At 69.0% G+C, this 16,267-nt stretch carries 16 protein-coding genes and 2 tRNA genes; 13 read left to right on the forward strand and 5 right to left on the reverse strand.

What is annotated here, in order from left to right; all coding sequences use genetic code 11:
- The first annotated feature begins 27 nt into the window (after positions 1 to 27).
- From LR394_RS01640 to LR394_RS01650, 3 genes are all read left to right on the forward strand, one after another.
- Positions 28 to 219: a hypothetical protein gene (locus LR394_RS01640; RefSeq protein ID WP_231438506.1), complete on the forward strand. Its 192-nt coding sequence runs from the start codon at positions 28 to 30 to the stop codon at positions 217 to 219.
- Positions 220 to 351: 132 nt separating this feature from the next.
- Positions 352 to 1,029, forward strand: a complete 678-nt coding sequence (locus LR394_RS01645) for a type 1 glutamine amidotransferase domain-containing protein (protein WP_231438507.1) — start codon at positions 352 to 354, stop codon at positions 1,027 to 1,029.
- Positions 1,030 to 1,047: 18 nt separating this feature from the next.
- Positions 1,048 to 1,641 carry a TetR/AcrR family transcriptional regulator gene (locus LR394_RS01650; protein ID WP_231438508.1) on the forward strand — a complete coding sequence of 198 codons (594 nt, stop codon included), beginning with the start codon at positions 1,048 to 1,050 and terminating at the stop codon, positions 1,639 to 1,641.
- An 8-nt stretch (positions 1,642 to 1,649) separates the two neighbouring features.
- On the opposite strand, the gene LR394_RS01655 is transcribed toward LR394_RS01650, so the two are convergent.
- The 3 genes from LR394_RS01655 to LR394_RS01665 all read right to left on the reverse strand — a co-directional run bounded on the left by LR394_RS01655 (position 1,650) and on the right by LR394_RS01665 (position 2,751).
- Positions 1,650 to 1,723, reverse strand: a tRNA-Leu gene (locus tag LR394_RS01655).
- A 1-nt stretch (position 1,724) separates the two neighbouring features.
- Positions 1,725 to 1,797 (reverse strand) — tRNA-Trp (locus LR394_RS01660).
- A gap of 234 nt (positions 1,798 to 2,031) precedes the next feature.
- On the reverse strand, positions 2,032 to 2,751 hold the full coding sequence (locus LR394_RS01665) for an aspartate/glutamate racemase family protein (RefSeq protein WP_231438509.1): 720 nt from the start codon (positions 2,749 to 2,751) through the stop codon (positions 2,032 to 2,034).
- A 128-nt stretch (positions 2,752 to 2,879) separates the two neighbouring features.
- On the opposite strand from LR394_RS01665, the gene LR394_RS01670 reads away from it, so the two are divergent.
- A complete protein-coding gene (locus tag LR394_RS01670; RefSeq protein ID WP_231438510.1) occupies positions 2,880 to 3,899 on the forward strand; it encodes a LysR family transcriptional regulator in 1,020 nt (339 codons plus the stop codon).
- Between the two features lie 16 nt (positions 3,900 to 3,915).
- Here LR394_RS01670 and LR394_RS01675 read toward each other — a convergent pair whose 3' ends face one another.
- The gene (locus tag LR394_RS01675; RefSeq protein ID WP_231438511.1) at positions 3,916 to 4,512 is read right to left on the reverse strand and encodes a TetR/AcrR family transcriptional regulator; all 597 of its coding nucleotides are present in this window, start codon (positions 4,510 to 4,512) and stop codon (positions 3,916 to 3,918) included.
- Between the two features lie 149 nt (positions 4,513 to 4,661).
- Between LR394_RS01675 and LR394_RS01680 the strand changes: the two genes are divergently transcribed.
- The 6 genes from LR394_RS01680 (at position 4,662) to LR394_RS01705 (ending at position 12,445) form a co-directional block, all read left to right on the forward strand.
- Positions 4,662 to 5,558 carry an SDR family oxidoreductase gene (locus LR394_RS01680; RefSeq protein ID WP_231438512.1) on the forward strand — a complete coding sequence of 299 codons (897 nt, stop codon included), beginning with the start codon at positions 4,662 to 4,664 and terminating at the stop codon, positions 5,556 to 5,558.
- A 488-nt stretch (positions 5,559 to 6,046) separates the two neighbouring features.
- Positions 6,047 to 7,648: a phytoene desaturase family protein gene (locus LR394_RS01685; protein WP_231438513.1), complete on the forward strand. Its 1,602-nt coding sequence runs from the start codon at positions 6,047 to 6,049 to the stop codon at positions 7,646 to 7,648.
- Positions 7,649 to 7,974: 326 nt separating this feature from the next.
- Complete coding sequence (locus LR394_RS01690; RefSeq protein WP_231438514.1) at positions 7,975 to 8,250, forward strand: hypothetical protein; 276 nt, start codon at positions 7,975 to 7,977, stop codon at positions 8,248 to 8,250.
- Between the two features lie 196 nt (positions 8,251 to 8,446).
- The gene (locus LR394_RS01695) at positions 8,447 to 9,166 is read left to right on the forward strand and encodes a MadR family response regulator transcription factor (protein WP_231438515.1); all 720 of its coding nucleotides are present in this window, start codon (positions 8,447 to 8,449) and stop codon (positions 9,164 to 9,166) included.
- Between the two features lie 292 nt (positions 9,167 to 9,458).
- Complete coding sequence (locus LR394_RS42625; protein ID WP_231438516.1) at positions 9,459 to 10,937, forward strand: nitronate monooxygenase; 1,479 nt, start codon at positions 9,459 to 9,461, stop codon at positions 10,935 to 10,937.
- A gap of 470 nt (positions 10,938 to 11,407) precedes the next feature.
- The gene (locus LR394_RS01705) at positions 11,408 to 12,445 is read left to right on the forward strand and encodes a TerC/Alx family metal homeostasis membrane protein (RefSeq protein WP_231438517.1); all 1,038 of its coding nucleotides are present in this window, start codon (positions 11,408 to 11,410) and stop codon (positions 12,443 to 12,445) included.
- A gap of 44 nt (positions 12,446 to 12,489) precedes the next feature.
- On the opposite strand, the gene LR394_RS01710 is transcribed toward LR394_RS01705, so the two are convergent.
- The gene (locus LR394_RS01710; RefSeq protein WP_231438518.1) at positions 12,490 to 12,909 is read right to left on the reverse strand and encodes a hypothetical protein; all 420 of its coding nucleotides are present in this window, start codon (positions 12,907 to 12,909) and stop codon (positions 12,490 to 12,492) included.
- A 103-nt stretch (positions 12,910 to 13,012) separates the two neighbouring features.
- On the opposite strand from LR394_RS01710, the gene LR394_RS01715 reads away from it, so the two are divergent.
- The 3 genes from LR394_RS01715 (at position 13,013) to LR394_RS01725 (ending at position 16,255) form a co-directional block, all read left to right on the forward strand.
- Entirely contained in the window at positions 13,013 to 13,822 is an 810-nt protein-coding gene (locus LR394_RS01715) for an IclR family transcriptional regulator (protein WP_231438519.1), read from the forward strand.
- A gap of 214 nt (positions 13,823 to 14,036) precedes the next feature.
- A complete protein-coding gene (locus LR394_RS01720) occupies positions 14,037 to 15,299 on the forward strand; it encodes a glucarate dehydratase family protein (protein WP_231438520.1) in 1,263 nt (420 codons plus the stop codon).
- A complete protein-coding gene (locus LR394_RS01725) occupies positions 15,296 to 16,255 on the forward strand; it encodes a 2-hydroxyacid dehydrogenase (RefSeq protein WP_231438521.1) in 960 nt (319 codons plus the stop codon). The genes LR394_RS01720 and LR394_RS01725 overlap by 4 nt, the downstream gene beginning before the upstream one ends.
- Positions 16,256 to 16,267: the final 12 nt, after the last annotated feature.

A 16,267-nucleotide genomic window follows, 5' to 3' on the forward strand; every position in this document is an offset into this window, starting at 1 on the left:
CTCGCTTCGGGCCTTATCAACGTGCCTGTGAAACTCTCCAAGACCTGGACGGACTCCTCGCTCGTGGCCCGCCGGGCGATGAGCCCGCAGGAACTGCAGCATCGGCTGGAACTGAGCCGGGTCGCCGCGGCCGCGAACGGTGACGGCGCCCGCCGCAATCGCCGGGCCGAGAAGAGCCGGCGACTGGCCCGAGGCCGGGTGGGCCGCCATGACGACTGATCAACACGACCTGAGCAAGGACATCCGGAAACCGGAGGCGGGCCGCACGGGCGCACCTCCGGTTTCTTGCTTTTGCCCGGGGCGCAACGGCTCGAATGGACGCCAGTAGACCAGTCGTCTAGTTTGCTTGGCATGAAGATTCTCGTGGTCCTGACCTCGCACGACCAGCTCGGCGACACGGGCAAGAAGACCGGTTTCTGGCTCGAGGAGCTGGCCGCCCCCTACTACCGGCTGAAGGCCGCCGGCGCCGAGATCACCCTGGCCTCACCCAAGGGCGGACAGCCGCCGCTGGACCCGAAGAGCAACGAGCCCGACGCCCAGACCGAGGACACCCGCCGGTTCGAGGCCGACGCCGAGGCCACCGCCGCCCTCGCCGACACCAAGGTGCTGGCCACCCTGGACGTCGCCGACTACGACGCGGTGTTCTACCCCGGCGGTCACGGCCCGCTGTGGGACCTGGCCGAGGATCAGAACTCGATCAACCTGATCCAGGACACGATCCGGGCCGGCAAGCCCGCCGCCCTGGTCTGCCACGCCCCCGGGGTGCTGCGGCACGTGCTCAACGAGGACGGGACGCCGCTGGTCCAGGGCAAGCAGGTCACCGGCTTCACCAACTCCGAGGAAGCCGCGGTCGGCCTGACCGAGATCGTGCCGTTCCTGGTCGAGGACGAGCTCACCGCCAAGGGCGGGCTGTACTCCAAGGGCCCGGACTGGGGCTCGTACGTGCTGCAGGACGGCCTGCTGATCACCGGGCAGAACCCGGGCTCGTCCGCGGCCACCGCGGACGCGCTGGTCAAGGCCCTGAGCTGAGCCTCGTACCCTGACGCCATGAGCCCCCGACGCCCCGATCAGGACACCCGAGCCAAGCTGCTCGAGGCGGCCGAGCGGATCTTCGCGACCAAGGGCTACGCCGCGGTCGGGATCAACGAGGTGCTCTCCAGCGTCGGGGTGCCGAAAGGCTCGTTCTACCACTACTTCGGCTCCAAGGACGCGTTCGGCGAGGCCGTGATCCAGCGGTACTTCGAGCACTACCTGCTCGAGATCGACCGGATCATGGCCCGCGCCGAGCTGAGCTGGGGCGAGCGGCTGCTGGCCTACTGGGAGAACTGGCGGGCCACCCAGGGCCTGGACGACTGCCAAGGGCGTTGCCTGGCAGTGAAACTCGGCGCCGAGGTGGCCGACATGTCCGAGCCGATGCGGCTGGCCCTCAAGGCCGGCACCACCGAGGTGGTCGACCGGCTGGAGAAGGCCGTGCTCGGGGGCCTGGCGGACGGTTCGCTCAAGTCGCCCGGCGAACCCCGGGCGACGGCCCAGTCGCTGTACGAGCTGTGGCTGGGTGCCAGCGTGCTGGCCAAGGTGCACCGCAGCCTCGAACCGATGGACAACGCCACCCTGGTCACCCGGCATCTCCTCGGTCTGTGAAAATGAAGTGCCCGTAGAGGGATTTGAACCCCCAACTTCTGCATTCTGAGTACAGCGCCTCTACCGGTTGGGCCATACGGGCGCACGGGTGGAGGGACTTGAACCCCCAGCACACGGGTTTGGAATCCGTTGCTCTGCCAATTGAGCTACACCCGTAGGTCGTGCTCGGCGCACGAAAAAGGCGCCGCTTCCGGACGATCCGGAGCGGCGCCTGCGTCGGACGCTGAGATCAGCGCATCACGAAGGTAGCTCCGGCCAGGGCAGACGCCAGCTGGTAAGTCGGAGCGACAGCAGGGTGGTGATGTTCATCGTTCCGGCTCCTCTCGGGCTTCTGGTCGGCGGTGCGGTGATGAGCATGCCAGGTCGGCAACGACTTTGGCGAGGGATTAATCAGAGCGCGGCCACCGGCCGGGGAATCTGCGGGGCCAGGGCCAGCTCGACCGCGGCCTCGATGTGCAGGCGGGTGGTCGGGAAGGACGGCACCGGGCAGTCGGCCGGCGAGATCAGCAGCTCGATCTCGGTGCAGCCGAGGATCACGCCCTCGGCACCCCGTTCGGCCAGGCGGGTGATGATCTCGCGGTAGGCCTGCCGTGATTCTTCCCGGATGATGCCGACGCACAGCTCCTCGAAGATCACCGAGTGCACCAGCGCCCGCTCCTCGGCCGAGGGCACCAGCACCTCCAGGCCGTGCGTGGCCAGGCGGTCGCGGTAGAAGTCCTGCTCCATGGTGAAGGCAGTGCCGAGCAGGGCGACCTTGCGCACACCCCGGGCCTGGACCGCCCGGGCCGTGGTGTCGGCCAGATGCAGCAGCGGCACGGTGATCGCGGCGGCCACCTGGTCGGCCACCTTGTGCATGGTGTTCGTGCAGATCAGAACCATGTCGGCGCCGGCCGCCTGAAGGTTGCGGGCCTGTTCGGCGAGCACCCGTCCGGCCTCGTCCCACTGCCCGGCGCGCTGTAGTTGGCCGATCTCGGCGAAGTCCACCGAGGCCAGCACCAGGCGTGCCGAGTGCAGCCCGCCCAGACGCGCGGCGACCAGCTCGTTGGCGATCCGGTAGTACTCCACCGTGGACTGCCAGCTCATTCCGCCGAGCAAACCGATCGTCTGCATGTGACGCCTCCTCAGGTGATCTCCTTCTTCACCGTCGCGCAACAAGGACCCTGCCGCAAGAACGACTTGGTTCCAGTGACGCCCAAGCTCAGCTTTGGTTTCCGCGCCGGGTGTGGGTGAATGGGGGCATGGCTGGAATTGCGGACGACGAGGAGTTCGTGGGGCACCGTCACGCCCCCGAGCCGGTGGAGGCCTCGGCGGATCCGGCCGAGACCGACCAGGAGCCGGAGCGCTCGGTGCTGGGCGAGGCCGGGAGCACGGCCAAGCTCGACCCTCGGCGCCTGCTGGTGTTCCGCGAGGTGGCGCATTCCGGCTCGATGGCAGCCGCGGCCCGCGAGCTGGGCTGGACCCAGCCGGCGGTCAGCCAGCACATCCGCAAGCTGGAGAAGGACCTCGGGCTGGCGCTGATCACCCGGGTCGGGCGCGGCATCGCCCTGACCGATCCCGGGCAACTGCTGCTGCGCCATGCCGATGCCATCGATGCTCGCCTGGAGGCCGCCGGTGAGGCCCTGGCCGATCTGGCCCGGCGTCGCACCGGGCGGGTCCGGATCGCGGCCTTCCCTTCCGCCAGCGCCACTTTGGTCTCTACCGCGCTGATGAACCTGAGCGCCGAGCATCCCGGCCTGGACGTGCGGCTCACCCAGGTGGAGCCGCCCGAGGCGCTGGTTCTGCTGGCCGAGGGGCAGTGCGATCTGGCCGTCGTGTTCGACTATCCGGAAGAGGATTTCGAGCGGGGGCCGCTGGAGGCGGTGAAGCTGCTGCACGACCCGCTGCACGCGGTGCTCGGGCCGGGTCATCCCCTGGCTCAGCGGGAATCGGTGACGCTGGGCGATCTGGCCGGGCAGCGCTGGATCGCCGGGTGCGTCTCCTGCCGCAAGCACCTGGTCCGGGAGGCGGTGAAGGCCGGTTTCACGCCCGACATCCGGCACAGCACCGATGATTACGTGGTGGTGCAGGCGCTGGTGGCGGCGGGGATCGCGGTGGCGGCGCTGCCGGGAATGGCGTTGAGCGCCAGCCTGAACCCTTCGGTCAAGGTGCTTCCGCTGGAAGACTATCCAGCGCGTACGGTTTCGGCCGTGCTGGCTCCGAGCAGCCACGGGGTGCCCGCGGTGGAGGCGGTGCTGGAGCAGCTGCGACTGGCGGTGTAGCCCTCGGGTTCGGGCTTCAGTTCGGGCGGATGCCGGCCAGGGCCAGTTCGGTGAGCCGGGCGGCCTCGGGGCCCGGGTCGGGGTGCGTCTCGGTGGCCAGCGAGACAGCGTTGACCAGGGTCAGCAGGTCGCAAGAGGCCACGTCCAGGCGCACGCCACCGTCCTGCTGAGCCCGCTGCAGCAGTCGTTCGGCGGCCTCGCCCAGCATCACGTCGCAGTTGCTGCCGGACGGAGTGCCGGTGCGGGCGACATTCACCAGCAGGGCCGAGGCCAGGCCGCGACTGGTCGCGCCGTAGAACGCGACGGCCTTGAGCCAGTCGGCGAGCGCCTCGACCGGCTCCTGCGCCCCGGCGAGTTCTTCGGCCCGGCGGCAGAGCATCTCCACCTGATCGTGAAAGACCGCGTCGAACAAGGCCCATCGGGTGGGGAAGTGCCGGTGCAGGGTGGCCGAGCCGACCCCGGCCTTACGCGCGATCTCCTCCAGCGAGGCGCGGGCGCCCGCGCGGGCTATCTCCACCTCAGCGGCCGCCACGATCTGGTCGTAGTTGCGACGGGCGTCGGCCCGCTTCGGCCGGGCCGGGCGCCGCGCGACGACCTCTTGCTGCACATCCACGACGGCTCCTAGCTGCTCGATCCGGCCTCCTGCATGGTAACCCGAAACGGGGCCTCACCCCACTTCTCATTGACAAGTGGGGTGGCCCTCCATATCGTCGAACCAAAGCGGGGCCCTACCCCACTTCGTCGTCCGAGGAGATGCTCGCCATGCGTTCCACCGACCCCAGAACCGTCCTGATCACTGGCGCCAGCAGTGGTTTCGGCCGGCTCACCACCGAGACGCTGGCCCGGCGAGGCCATCGGGTCTTCGCCGGCCTGCGCGACCTCGAAGGGCGCAACCAGCCGGCCGCGGCCGAACTGCGGGCGCTCGCCCAGGCCGAGCAGCTCGATCTGCAGGTGCTCGAGATCGACGTGACCGATGACGCATCGGTGGCCGCAGCCGTCCTCGATCTGACCGAAACCGCCGGCCGGCTCGACGTGGTGATCAACAACGCGGGCCGGAACTTCGCCGGGCCGCTGGAGGCGTACACCGCGGCCGAGGCGCAGCAGCAGTTCGAGGTGAACACGCTCGGCGCGCTGCGGGTCAACAACGCCGCCATCCCGTACCTGCGGGCGCAGGGGCACGGCGCCCTGATCCAGGTCGGCTCACTGAGCGCCTGGCTGACGCCGCCGTTCAACGGGCTCTACGCCGCGAGCAAGGCCGCGTTGCGTTCTCTGACCGAGGCCTGGCATCACGAATTGGCGCCCTACGGCATCGAATCCGTCATCATCGAGCCGGCGTCCTATCCCACGAACATCGGGGGCAATGCGGCGATGCCCGCCGACCAGGAGCGGCTCGCGCTCTACGGCGAGACGCTGAACAGCTTCGTCTCCGACATCGTCCGGCATTCCACCGAACAGGCCGATCGCATCGGCCCGGCCAGCCAGGTCAGTGACGCATTGGCCACCTTGGTCGAAACACCACAGGGCAAGCGCCCTTTGCGGACTCTGGTCGCCCCGAAGGCACAGTTCTCGGCGATCGAGGCGGTTCACGAGAAGGCGACCGAGGCTCTCCAGGTCGTCGCGGACGACATGGGGATCGGCGCGTACCTGGCGCTCAGGTAAGAGTGGTCACCGGTGCGGTTCGGCGCTCAATGGAGCACGAAGTGCACGGTTTTCCACGGCAGGGGGTGGGCGGCTGGATCCGGCGACACCCGCGGGGTCCGGCCGGCCCGAGCTCTCAGAACGAGAGCTGCGAAGCGTTCAAGCGAAATAATCGGCGAGCTGTGCGTCTCACGTGACCACTCATGGTTTCCTCCGTGCTCGCCCCGCCTTTGGGATCGGGCTCCAGCTTTCCCTCTGGATACGCCTGACTGCAAGACGTAGCCGAAGATCGGGCAGAAGCGGACGCCCGCCCCGGCCCGAAGCGGTCCTGGAACGCTCTTGGCGCGTTGCTGGTGCCCGTGTGCTGCCGGAGCGGATGCAATCGTTGCAAATGCGGGCGTGGTGGCCCCCGAAGTCGCGGGCCCCGACCCGGGCTGCTGGGATGAGCACGCAAAAGGCTGGTTCGAGCACGCGGCCCGCAGTGCCGGACGCGGGGATCGGAGTGCAAGGTGGAGACCGTTGACGCCGTGGTGATCGGGGCCGGACCGAACGGCCTGGTCGCCGCTTCCGCGCTGGCCGATGCCGGCTGGGACGTGCTGGTGCTGGAGGCGCAGGACGAGGTGGGCGGCGCGGTGCGCTCGGGCTCGCTCTGGCCGGAGTCCCCGGAGACCACCTCCGATCTCTTCAGCGCGTTCTACCCCCTTGCGGCAGCCTCCCCGGTGATCCGGCGACTCGGCCTGGAGCAGCACGGCCTTACCTGGGTGCAGGCGCCGAACGTGATCGCGCATGTCGGCGGCCCCGAAGAAGAGACCTGCGCCGTGATCCACCGCGACCCGGCCGCCACTGCCGCCGCCCTGGACCAGGACCACCCGGGCGACGGAGAGACCTGGCTGAAGCTGCACGAGCAGTGGAAGCGGGTGCGTGAGCCCCTCCTGGAGGCCTTGTTCACCCCCTTCCCGCCCGTACGCTCCGGGGGCAAGTTGCTCTGGCGCGCAGGCACCCGCGACACCCTGGAACTGGCCCGGATCGCCGCTGCGCCGGTGATCCGGCTGACCCAGGAGTGGTTCGGCGGCGAGCACGGCAAGTTGCTGGTCTCCGGCAATGCCATGCACGCCGACGTGCCGATGGAGGCCCCCGGCAGCGGTTTGTTCGGCTGGCTGCTGGTGATGCTTGCCCAGGACGTCGGATTCCCGGTCCCCCAGGGCGGCTCGGGCATGTTGTCGCAGGCGATGGCCCACCGAGCGCGCTCCGCCGGGGCACGCATCGACACGGGCGAGAACGTGGTGGACGTGGTGGTGCGCGGCGGTCGGGCCACCGGGGTACGGACGGCGTCGGGCCGCGAGGTCTCGGCCCGCCGGGCGGTGCTGGCCGATGTGGACGCGCCGCGCCTGTTCAACGACCTGGTCGGCACCGAGCACCTTCCGGCCCGGCTGCGCCAGGATCTGAACCGGTTCGAGTGGGACCTGCCCACGGTGAAGGTGAACTGGCTGGTCGAGGGCGGGATCCCGTGGAAGGCCGAGGCCGCCCGCCGGGCCGGCACCGTGCACTACGGCACCGACCTGTCCGGCCTGTCCCGCTGGTCGAGCGATCTGGCCTCGAACCGCGAGCCCGACGAGGTTTTCGCCCTGCTCGGCCAGATGACCACCGCCGACCCCAGCCGCTCCCCGGCCGGCACCGAGAGCGTCTGGGCCTACACCCATCTACCCCGGCACCGCCACGACACCCCGCACGCTGCCCAGGTCGCCGAGGCCATGGAAGAGACCCTCGATCGCCTGGCCCCCGGCTTCCGCAGCCAGGTCCGTCACCGCACCGTGCAGCATCCCGCCGATCTGGAGGCGGCCGACGGCAACCTGCGCCACGGCGCCATCAACGGGGGCACCGCCCAGCTGCACCAGCAACTGGTCTTCCGCCCCGCCACCGGCCTCGGCCGCCCCGAGACCGTCGTCGACGGCCTTTACCTGGCCAGCGCGGCTACCCACCCGGGCGGTGGGGTGCACGGCGCTTGTGGGTGGATCGCGGCTCGCTCGGCGTTGGCGGCCGAAGGCCGGATGGGCAAGCCGGTTCAGGCGGTGCGCAAGGCGGCCATGCGCAAGATCTACGGCTCGTCCTGACTGCGCCGCCTCTGACGGCAGCCCTCGGCAGATCTGATTGAAGACGTTGCTGAGTCGCCTTGGGCGGTGGGCTCGGAAGACCTCGCGATGCGTACCCCCGGCCCACCCGGTACCAGGTGTACACGTTTCGGGTGCCCCTGCTCTCCCGCACCTTTGGCGATCCGGCCGACACAGGCAGCCTGGCCGGCACGGGCAGCCCGGCCGGTGCGGACCGGATCGGGCCCGGTCGATCGGAGAGGCCCATCCTGGACAAAGAGGTCTTTACGAGCGGCTCCGGGCGGCCTACCGTCCTTGAGGACGAGGGCGTCGCGCGGGAGGAACCACGTGTGCTGAGCTCACCTGGACGTCGTGACGCCGGTACCCGGATCGTCAACGCCCTGCGCCATACCCGGTGCCTGGCGCTGGACGACCGCTCCGAGCAGCTCACCGCCGAAGCCTCGCGGCACGCAACCGATCTGGCCGAGCGCAGCCAGGAACTGCAGAGCGCCCAGCAGCTGCTGAGCGCCGCCCTCGACCGGACACCCTCGACGCCGAGCGCCATCGCATCGCCCGCGTACCGCACGTCAGCGTCACTCAGTACGTGCTGTCGGCGGGCCTGGTAGAGGTGGCGCGATCCGAGGCGCACAGCGCCGGTCCGGACAACGTGGTCAAGCGCCTGGTGGCCGCCAAAGGCCTTACCCAGCATGCAGTTGAGCAGCTGCGATCTACGCGCCGCGCTCCCACCTGGTGGGGTCCGCACCGAGGTTAAAGTCCCACTGCCAGTGCCGGAGAAACCGCTGAGGATCAGGAGGATCCGCAATGACCACCGCCCCGGTGCCGATGACGACACCCGCCCAGCCGCACTCCCCCAAACCCTTCGGGCACGGGAGGTGCCCCCAGTCCCACATCGGCATCGTTCTGGTCGACGACCAGGCGATCGGGCGCCAGGGACTGCGCGCGGTGCTGGAGCGGGAAGCCGATCTTCGGGTGGTGGGCGAAGCGGCGTCGGCGGCCGACGCGCTGGCCGTGGTGGAACAGTCGCGGCCCGACGTGGTGCTTCTGGACCTGAAGCTCTCGGATGCCTCGGACACCGAGGGCCTGGCCGTGTGCGCCGGCCTGACCAGCAAATTCCCCGGCCTGGGGGTGCTGGTGCGGACGACCTTGCCGGACGACGGGCTGGTGCTGGCGGCGATCCAGCACGGCGCTCGCGGCTACGTGGTCAAGGACGTGGACACTTCCGAGCTGGTACGGGCGATCCGCGCGGTGGGGCGGGGCGACAGCGCTCTGGACGCCCGCAGCGCCGCCGCGATGGTGCGCAGCCTCAGCCCGGGCGCCGATCCGGGCCGCCCGCGCCTGACCGAACGCGAGGTGGAGGTGCTGCGGCTGCTGGCCCAGGGCTGCTCGAACCGGGCGATCGGCCATCGGCTCTACATCTCCGAGACCACGGTGAAGTTCCACGTGAGCAACCTGATGCGCAAGCTGGACGTGTCCCGCCGGGCCGAGGCGGTGTACGCGGCGAGCAAGCTGGGCTACCTCTGAGTGCCCCCGCGCCGCCGCGTCCAGGTGATCTTGAAAAGCTTTACGGGCCCACGAAAACCCTGTGAGCTTTACCTCTTCGTTATCTGGCACCGGCGCCTGCAAGGACCCGTTGACCAGCTAAGACGGCCCTTATCGACAACTGCAGGACAGAACCTGGGCGAATCTACCGGCCGCCGCGCCCTAGCCATCCAACCTCCGGCCGCGTAAGTTACCCTTCCGAAGGCGTAACTTACGAAAGCGTAGGTTGCTGAACTCCAGCAGGAAGGCCCGACCCGTGCAGACTGGAACCGACGTGGCAGTGCAAGACGCCCGCACGGCCCTGCCCACCGTCATCCAGGGCGGTATGGGTGCTGCGGTCTCCGACTGGAACCTGGCCAAGCAGGTCGCGATGGCCGGCCAGCTCGGCGTGGTCTCCGGCACCGCGCTGGACAGCGTGGTGGTGCGCCGCCTGCAGGACGGTGACCCGGGCGGTCACATGCGCCGCGCTCTGGAGCACTTCCCGGTGCCCGGCGTGTCGCAGTGGATCCTCGAGCGCTACTACAAGCCCGAGGGCCGCGAGCCGGACCAGGCCTACCTGCCGGTGCCCAACCTGACGATGAATCCGGTGAGCAAGAGCCGCGATCTGATGGTGGCCAGCGCCTTCGTCGAGGTGTGGCTGGCCAAGGAGGGCCACGACGGCCTGGTCGGGATCAACATCCTGGAGAAGATCCAGCTGGCGATCGTGCCCGCGCTGTACGGCGCGATGCTCGCCGGGGTGGACTACGTGCTGGTCGGCGCCGGCATCCCGTCGAAGCTGCCGCGGCTGATCGATCAGCTCAGCCGGCACGAGCACACCTCGATGGAGGTGCATGTCGACGGCGCCACCCAGACCTATGCCACCTCGCTCGACCCGTCCGCGATCGTGCCGGCCGGCACCCTGGCGCCACTGAAGCGCCCGATGTTCCTGGCGATCATCTCCTCGCACCCGCTGGCCGCCTATCTGACCAAGGAGCAGGCGACCACCCCGGACGGCTTCGTCGTGGAGGGGCACGTGGCCGGTGGCCACAACACCCCGCCGCGCGGCCGGATGCAGATCACCGAGCAGGGCGAGCCGGTCTACGGCAGCCGGGACGAGGCCGACTTCTCCAAGATCGCCAAGTACGGCCTGCCGTTCTGGATCGCCGGCGCCTACGCCACTCCCGAGCACGTGCAGGAGGCCAAGGCCCTGGGCGCGGCCGGGGTGCAGGTCGGCACGATCTTCGCGCTGAGCAGTGACTCCGGTACCAGCCCGGAGAACCGCGGCAAGCTGCTGTCGGCGCTGTCCGAGGACCGCCTCGAGGTGAAGACGGACGCGCTGGCCTCCCCCACCGGCTTCCCGTTCAAGGTGGCAGAGCTCGACGGCACCACCGGCACCCCCGAGGGCTACGCGGCCCGCACCCGGATCTGCGACCTGGCCTACCTGCGCACCCCGTTCGAGCGTAGCCCGGGCAAAGTGGGCTACCGCTGCCCCTCCGAGCCGGAGGACGACTACGTGCGCAAGGGCGGCGAGCTGGACAACACCGTCGGCCGTAAGTGCCTGTGCAACGGGCTGATGGCCACGATCGGCATGCCGCAGGTCCGCCAGGGCATCAAGGAAGACCCGCTGCTGACCCTGGGCTCGGACCTCACCGCGGCCAAGGAGCTGCTGCGCCGTCACCCGCAGGGCTGGAACGCCACGCAGGCGCTGGACTACCTGCTGGGCGGCCCGGAGCTGGCTCAGGCGCCGCGCGAGAGCATGGCTCTGGCTCAGTAAGACGGGAAGCCTCGGCGATTCTCGGCAAGGTCTTGCCGCAGAACAGTTCCCAGGGTTCTTCCCGACCTGTTCTTTCGTAGAGGTGCCGGAGCAACGGACGGGCGGGGACAGTCGTCCTCAATCGGCACCTGGACGGTCCCATGGGGAACAAGGACCGGGCAAAAGGCATTGAACGGTCTCGGAAGACAACGCATACGTGCGGCGCTCTGTGAAGTTCCCCTTACCGCATGTGTCGTAGTTCACCGGAAGTGGACCGCGCCCCAGGGGGCGAGGCACACTGTGTCAGCTAGTGGAGGGGAGTACTCCCTAAGCGGTGACAGTCGTCAGCACGGCATCTCGACACCAGACCGGTCAGCGTTGCTCGGTCATGCCCGGCGTCACCGGCCCGAACGCAGCGCTTTGAGCGGCCTGCATTCTGGTGGAGGAGACCTCCGGTTACTTTCGCATGGGAAGAAGCCGGAGGCCCTTGAATGGACGTCAGCGCGGGTTGGTGGATCGCCACCATCGCCTTGGTCCTCGGGATCACAACTGTCGACCTGGTCCTGAACCGGGGACAGACACACATCACCATCCAGCACGCCACCCGGTGGGTGCTCTTCTACGTCGCGGTCGCTCTGGCTTTCGGGGCTGCCATCCTGATCGGCTTCGGGCCCAGCTACGGCGGGCAGTTCGTGGCCGGATGGCTCACCGAGTACAGCCTCAGCGCCGACAACCTGTTCGTCTTCCTGGTGCTGATGACCAGGTTCTCGGTGCCGGAGTACCTGCAGCTGCGGGTGCTGACCATCGGCATCCTGATGGCCCTGGTGCTGCGGGCCGGGCTGATCGCCGTCGGCGCCGCGGCGATCCACCAGTTCTCCTGGGTGTTCTTCATCTTCGCGGCGTTCCTGCTGTACACCGCCTGGAACCTGATGCGTTCCAAGCACGAGGACGACACCGACGTGGAGGACGAGGAGCCGCCGGCCATCGTCGGCTTCATCGGCCGGGTGGTGCCGAGCACCCCGGTCTGGCACGGCGGCAAGCCGTTCATCAAGCAGAACCACCGCTGGATCGCCACCCCGATGCTGATCACGATGCTCGCCATCGGGGTCACCGACGTGCTGTTCGCCCTGGACTCGATCCCGGCGATCTTCGGCCTCACCCAGGAGCCGTTCCTGGTGATCACCGCCAACGCGTTCGCCCTGATGGGCCTGCGGCAGCTGTTCTTCGTGGTGCGTGACCTGCTGGACAAGCTGCGGCACCTGGACACCGGCCTGTCGGTCATCCTGGCGTTCATCGGGGTGAAGCTGATCATGGAGGCCTTCCACGAGAACTCGCTGCCGTTCCTGAACGGCGGCGAGCCGATCCACGCGGTGCCGGCCGTACCCACCTGGGCCTCGCTCGGTTTCATCGTCGCCGTGCTGATCACCGTGACGATCACCAGCACCCTGGCCAACCGCCGCGACGCCCGGGCCGCCGCTCTGGCCGGCGAGGTCAAGATCAAGGACGACGAGCCCACCCGGGCCGCCTGAGGCCAGGGTTCTTCAGCTGGTTCGGCTGATCTCGGCAGATCAGGTCAGTCGAACCAGTTGAAGAACAGGTCGCCCAGCCGGTCGGCTCGGTGACCCCGGGCCCAGCTCGCCTCGGTCTTGCTCAGCCGGGCCAGGTGCGAGGGCAGCGTGGGCTGGTTCAACTCGCTGCCGCCGACATGGAAACCCTGCCAGGAGAAGACCTCTGCGTGCGGGATGTCGACGAAGCGGTTGTGCGATTTGCCTGCCACCAGCTTGGCCGCCGAGTTGAACAGGAGCCACAACTCCTGATCGCCGAACTTCAGGGTCAGGTCGGTGTAGTTACTCCCGAGCACGGGTGGCCGCAACGACCTGACAATCGCCCCGCCGTCGCGCCGCAGCAGTTCGTGCACCGCCGTCATCAGCCGCTTGTTGGCGGCCGGGTCGTCCCTGGGATCCGTTACCCAAGGGAACAGCAACTCCTCCATCCGGACATCATGCCGGGGCAGGTCCCGCACGCTGAATGAATATCCACATATGTGGACGGCGCTGTTAGGGTGGCCTGCACTCGTCTCACCGATGGGAGGGCCCGTGTCCACAGCGTCGTCGAACTCGGAACCGGTGGAGAGCAGCGGCGTTCGTGAGGTCAAGTCCGCGGCCCGCACCGTCGAACTGCTCGAGCACCTGGCCGCCCGGCAGAACCGCCCCGCCCGCCTGCGCGAACTCAGCGAGGCTCTGGGTGTTCCCCGCAGCAGCCTGCACGCCCTGCTGCGCACCCTGGCCAAGCACGGCTGGGTGCGCGCGGACTCGACCGGCACGCTGTACGGCATCGGCATCCGCGCGCTGCTGGCCGGCACCAGCTATCTGGACACCGACCCGTACCTGCCGCTGGTCGCACCGGTGCTGGACGAGTTGCGCGAACAGCTCGACGAGACCTTCCACTTCGGCCGGCTGGACGGGGCCGACGTGGTCTATCTGGCCACCCGCGAGTCCAGCCAGTACCTGCGCCCGTACAGCCGGGTCGGCCGTCGGCTGCCCGCCTACAGCACCTCGCTGGGCAAGGCGCTGCTGAGCGATCTGGCCGCGGGCGATTTGGAAGAGCACCTACCCCGAACCATGGACGCGTTGACTCCCCACACGATCACCACCCGGGTTGCGCTCGGGGAGGATCTGGCGGCGACCCGGGCGCGGGGTTATGCGGTGGACGAGCAGGAGAACAGCCTCGGGCTGAAGTGTTTCGCCGTGCCGCTGCGCTATGCCGAGCCGACCGTGGACGCGATCAGCGCCTCGATCCCGATCGCCCGGCTGAACCCGCAGCGGGAGGCCGAGGTGATCCAGGCCCTGCGTAACGCCGGGGACCGGATCAGCCGGGTCATCTCCCCGATCAACGCCTGGGCCTAGCCCGAGCCTGCCCCCAGGCCGCCCGGCGGTGGCTGGTTGTCGCACGGCCATAGCCGGGCTGCGCGTCGGACCGGCGCCGGTGCCGCCGCCTAGGTTGCCGCCCGGCGACGCGTCGGACAGTTGCTACCTGGCTCGGGCGTCCACATCCGCGACCCTTGTCTACGGATGTGAACCGTGTGAGGATGCTCGGGACGTCTCCCAATGAAGGGTTGCCATGTCCGAGCTGATCAGTGCCGTCCAGGTGACGCCGGTGGCCTTCCGAGACCTCCCGCTGCTCAACAGTGTTGGCGTGCACGAGCCGTTCGCTCTGCGCACGATCGTCGAAGTCAGCACCGCAAGCGGGCAGTACGGCCTCGGCGAGACCTACGGCGACGAGCCCCATCTGCGCCGCATCGAGCGCGCAGCCGCCGCCCTGATCGGGGCCGACATCTTCGATCTGCACGAGATCCGGCGCCGGGTGGTGCATTCCCTGAAGCAGGACACCGAGGTCGGCGGGCACGGCATGGCCGGGATGGTCACCACCTCCTCGACCAGCGACCGGGTGCTCTCGCCGTTCGAGGTCGCGGCCCTCGACCTGCAGGGCAAGACGATCGGCCGGCCGGTCAGCGACCTGCTCGGCGGAGCGGTGCGCGAGCGGGTGGCCTTCACCGGCTACCTCTTCTACAAGTGGGCCGCCCATCCAGGTCAGGACGAGGACGAGTGGGGCGCCGCGCTGGACCCGGACGGCCTGGTCCGCCAGGCCACCAAAATGATCGACGAGTACGGCTTCTCGTCGATCAAGCTCAAGGGCGGCGTGTTCCACCCGGACGAAGAAGTGGCCGCGATCAAGGCCCTGCGCAAGGCGTTTCCAGGCACTCCGCTGCGTCTGGACCCGAATGCGGTCTGGACGGTGCCGACCTCGATCAAGGTCGGCCAGGAACTCGAAGGCGTGCTGGAATACCTGGAGGACCCGACGGCCGGCATCCCCGAAATGGGCCAGGTGGCGCGGGAAGTGCCGATGCCGCTGGCGACGAACATGTGCGTGGTGGCGTTCGACCAGCTCAAGCCGGCCGTCCAGCACGACGCCGTGCAGGTCGTCCTGTCCGACCACCACTTCTGGGGAGGCCTGAAGCGTTCCCAGGCCCTGGCGTCCATCTGTGACACTTTCGATCTCGGGCTGTCCATGCACTCCAACTCGCATCTGGGCATCAGCCTGGCCGCGATGGTGCACCTGGCCGCCGCCACCCCGAATCTGGACTACACCTGCGACACGCACTGGCCCTGGAAGCAGCCCGAGGACGACGTGATCGTCCCGGGTGCGCTGAGCTTCAGCGAAGGAGCGGTGCAGGTTCCGACCGGGCCGGGTCTGGGCATCGAACTGGACCGCGACGCTCTGGCCCGGATGCACCAGCAGTATCTGGCCAGCGGCATCCGCAACCGCGACGACACCGGCTACATGCGCAGCATCGACCCCTCCTGGAAGGCCCCGCTCTGGTGAAGATCCTCATCACCGAACAGATCCTGCAGCGGTTCCGGGCCGAGCTGACGGCCGACAGCGAGCACGAGTGGGTATTCACGCACGGCCTGCCCGCCGCTCTGAAGGCCGCCCCCGGCACGCAGGTGCTGGTCGGCGCCTCGGCTCCGGCCGAGCTGATCCGGGCCTGCGGCGACGACCTGCGTCTGGTGCAGGTGACCGGGGCCGGGCTGGACAAGGTGGACCAGTCGGCCCTGCCCGGCAAGACGCTGCTGGCCAACACCTTTCACCACGGCCGCTCGATCGCCGAGCACGTGATGATGGTCTCGATGATGCTGCTGCGGCACGTGCCCCGGGCCTCCCAGGAGCTGGCCCAGGGTCAATGGCGCACGGTGATGACCGATCCGGGCGTGCCCTTCGGCGGGGTTCTGGCCGGTCGCACGATGGGCATCGTCGGCTTCGGCGAGATCGGCTCGCAGGTCGCGGTTCTGGCCCGGGCCCTGGGCATGGACGTGCGGGCGGTGCGGCACTCGGGCAAGGATGCTCCGGGAGTGGACTGGATGGGAACCTCCGCCCAGCTACCCGAGTTGCTGCGGACGTCCCACATTGTGGTTGTGACCGTTCCGCTCAGCGAGGACACCCGCGGGCTCATCGGCGCCGAGGCCTTCGCCGCCATGCGGCCCGACACCATCCTGGTCAATGTCGCGCGCGGGGCAGTGGTGGACGAGCAGGCGCTGCACGACGCCCTGGCCAAGGGCTCGATCGGCGGGGCAGCGATCGACGTCTGGTGGCGCAACCCGCGCGACGCCGACGCTCCCCCGCCCTCCCACCTGGACTTCACCGGTTTCGACAACGTGGTGCTCACCCCGCACCAGTCCGGGCACACCGAAGAGACCTTCCGCGGGCGGGCTCTCGACGTGGTGGCGAACGTCCGGGCCCTGACCTCGGGCGCACCGTTACGGAACCTGATCAGTCGCTGAACTCCCCCAAAA

This window comes from Kineosporia babensis, from assembly GCF_021129305.1.
Lineage (GTDB): Bacteria > Actinomycetota > Actinomycetes > Actinomycetales > Kineosporiaceae > Kineosporia > Kineosporia babensis.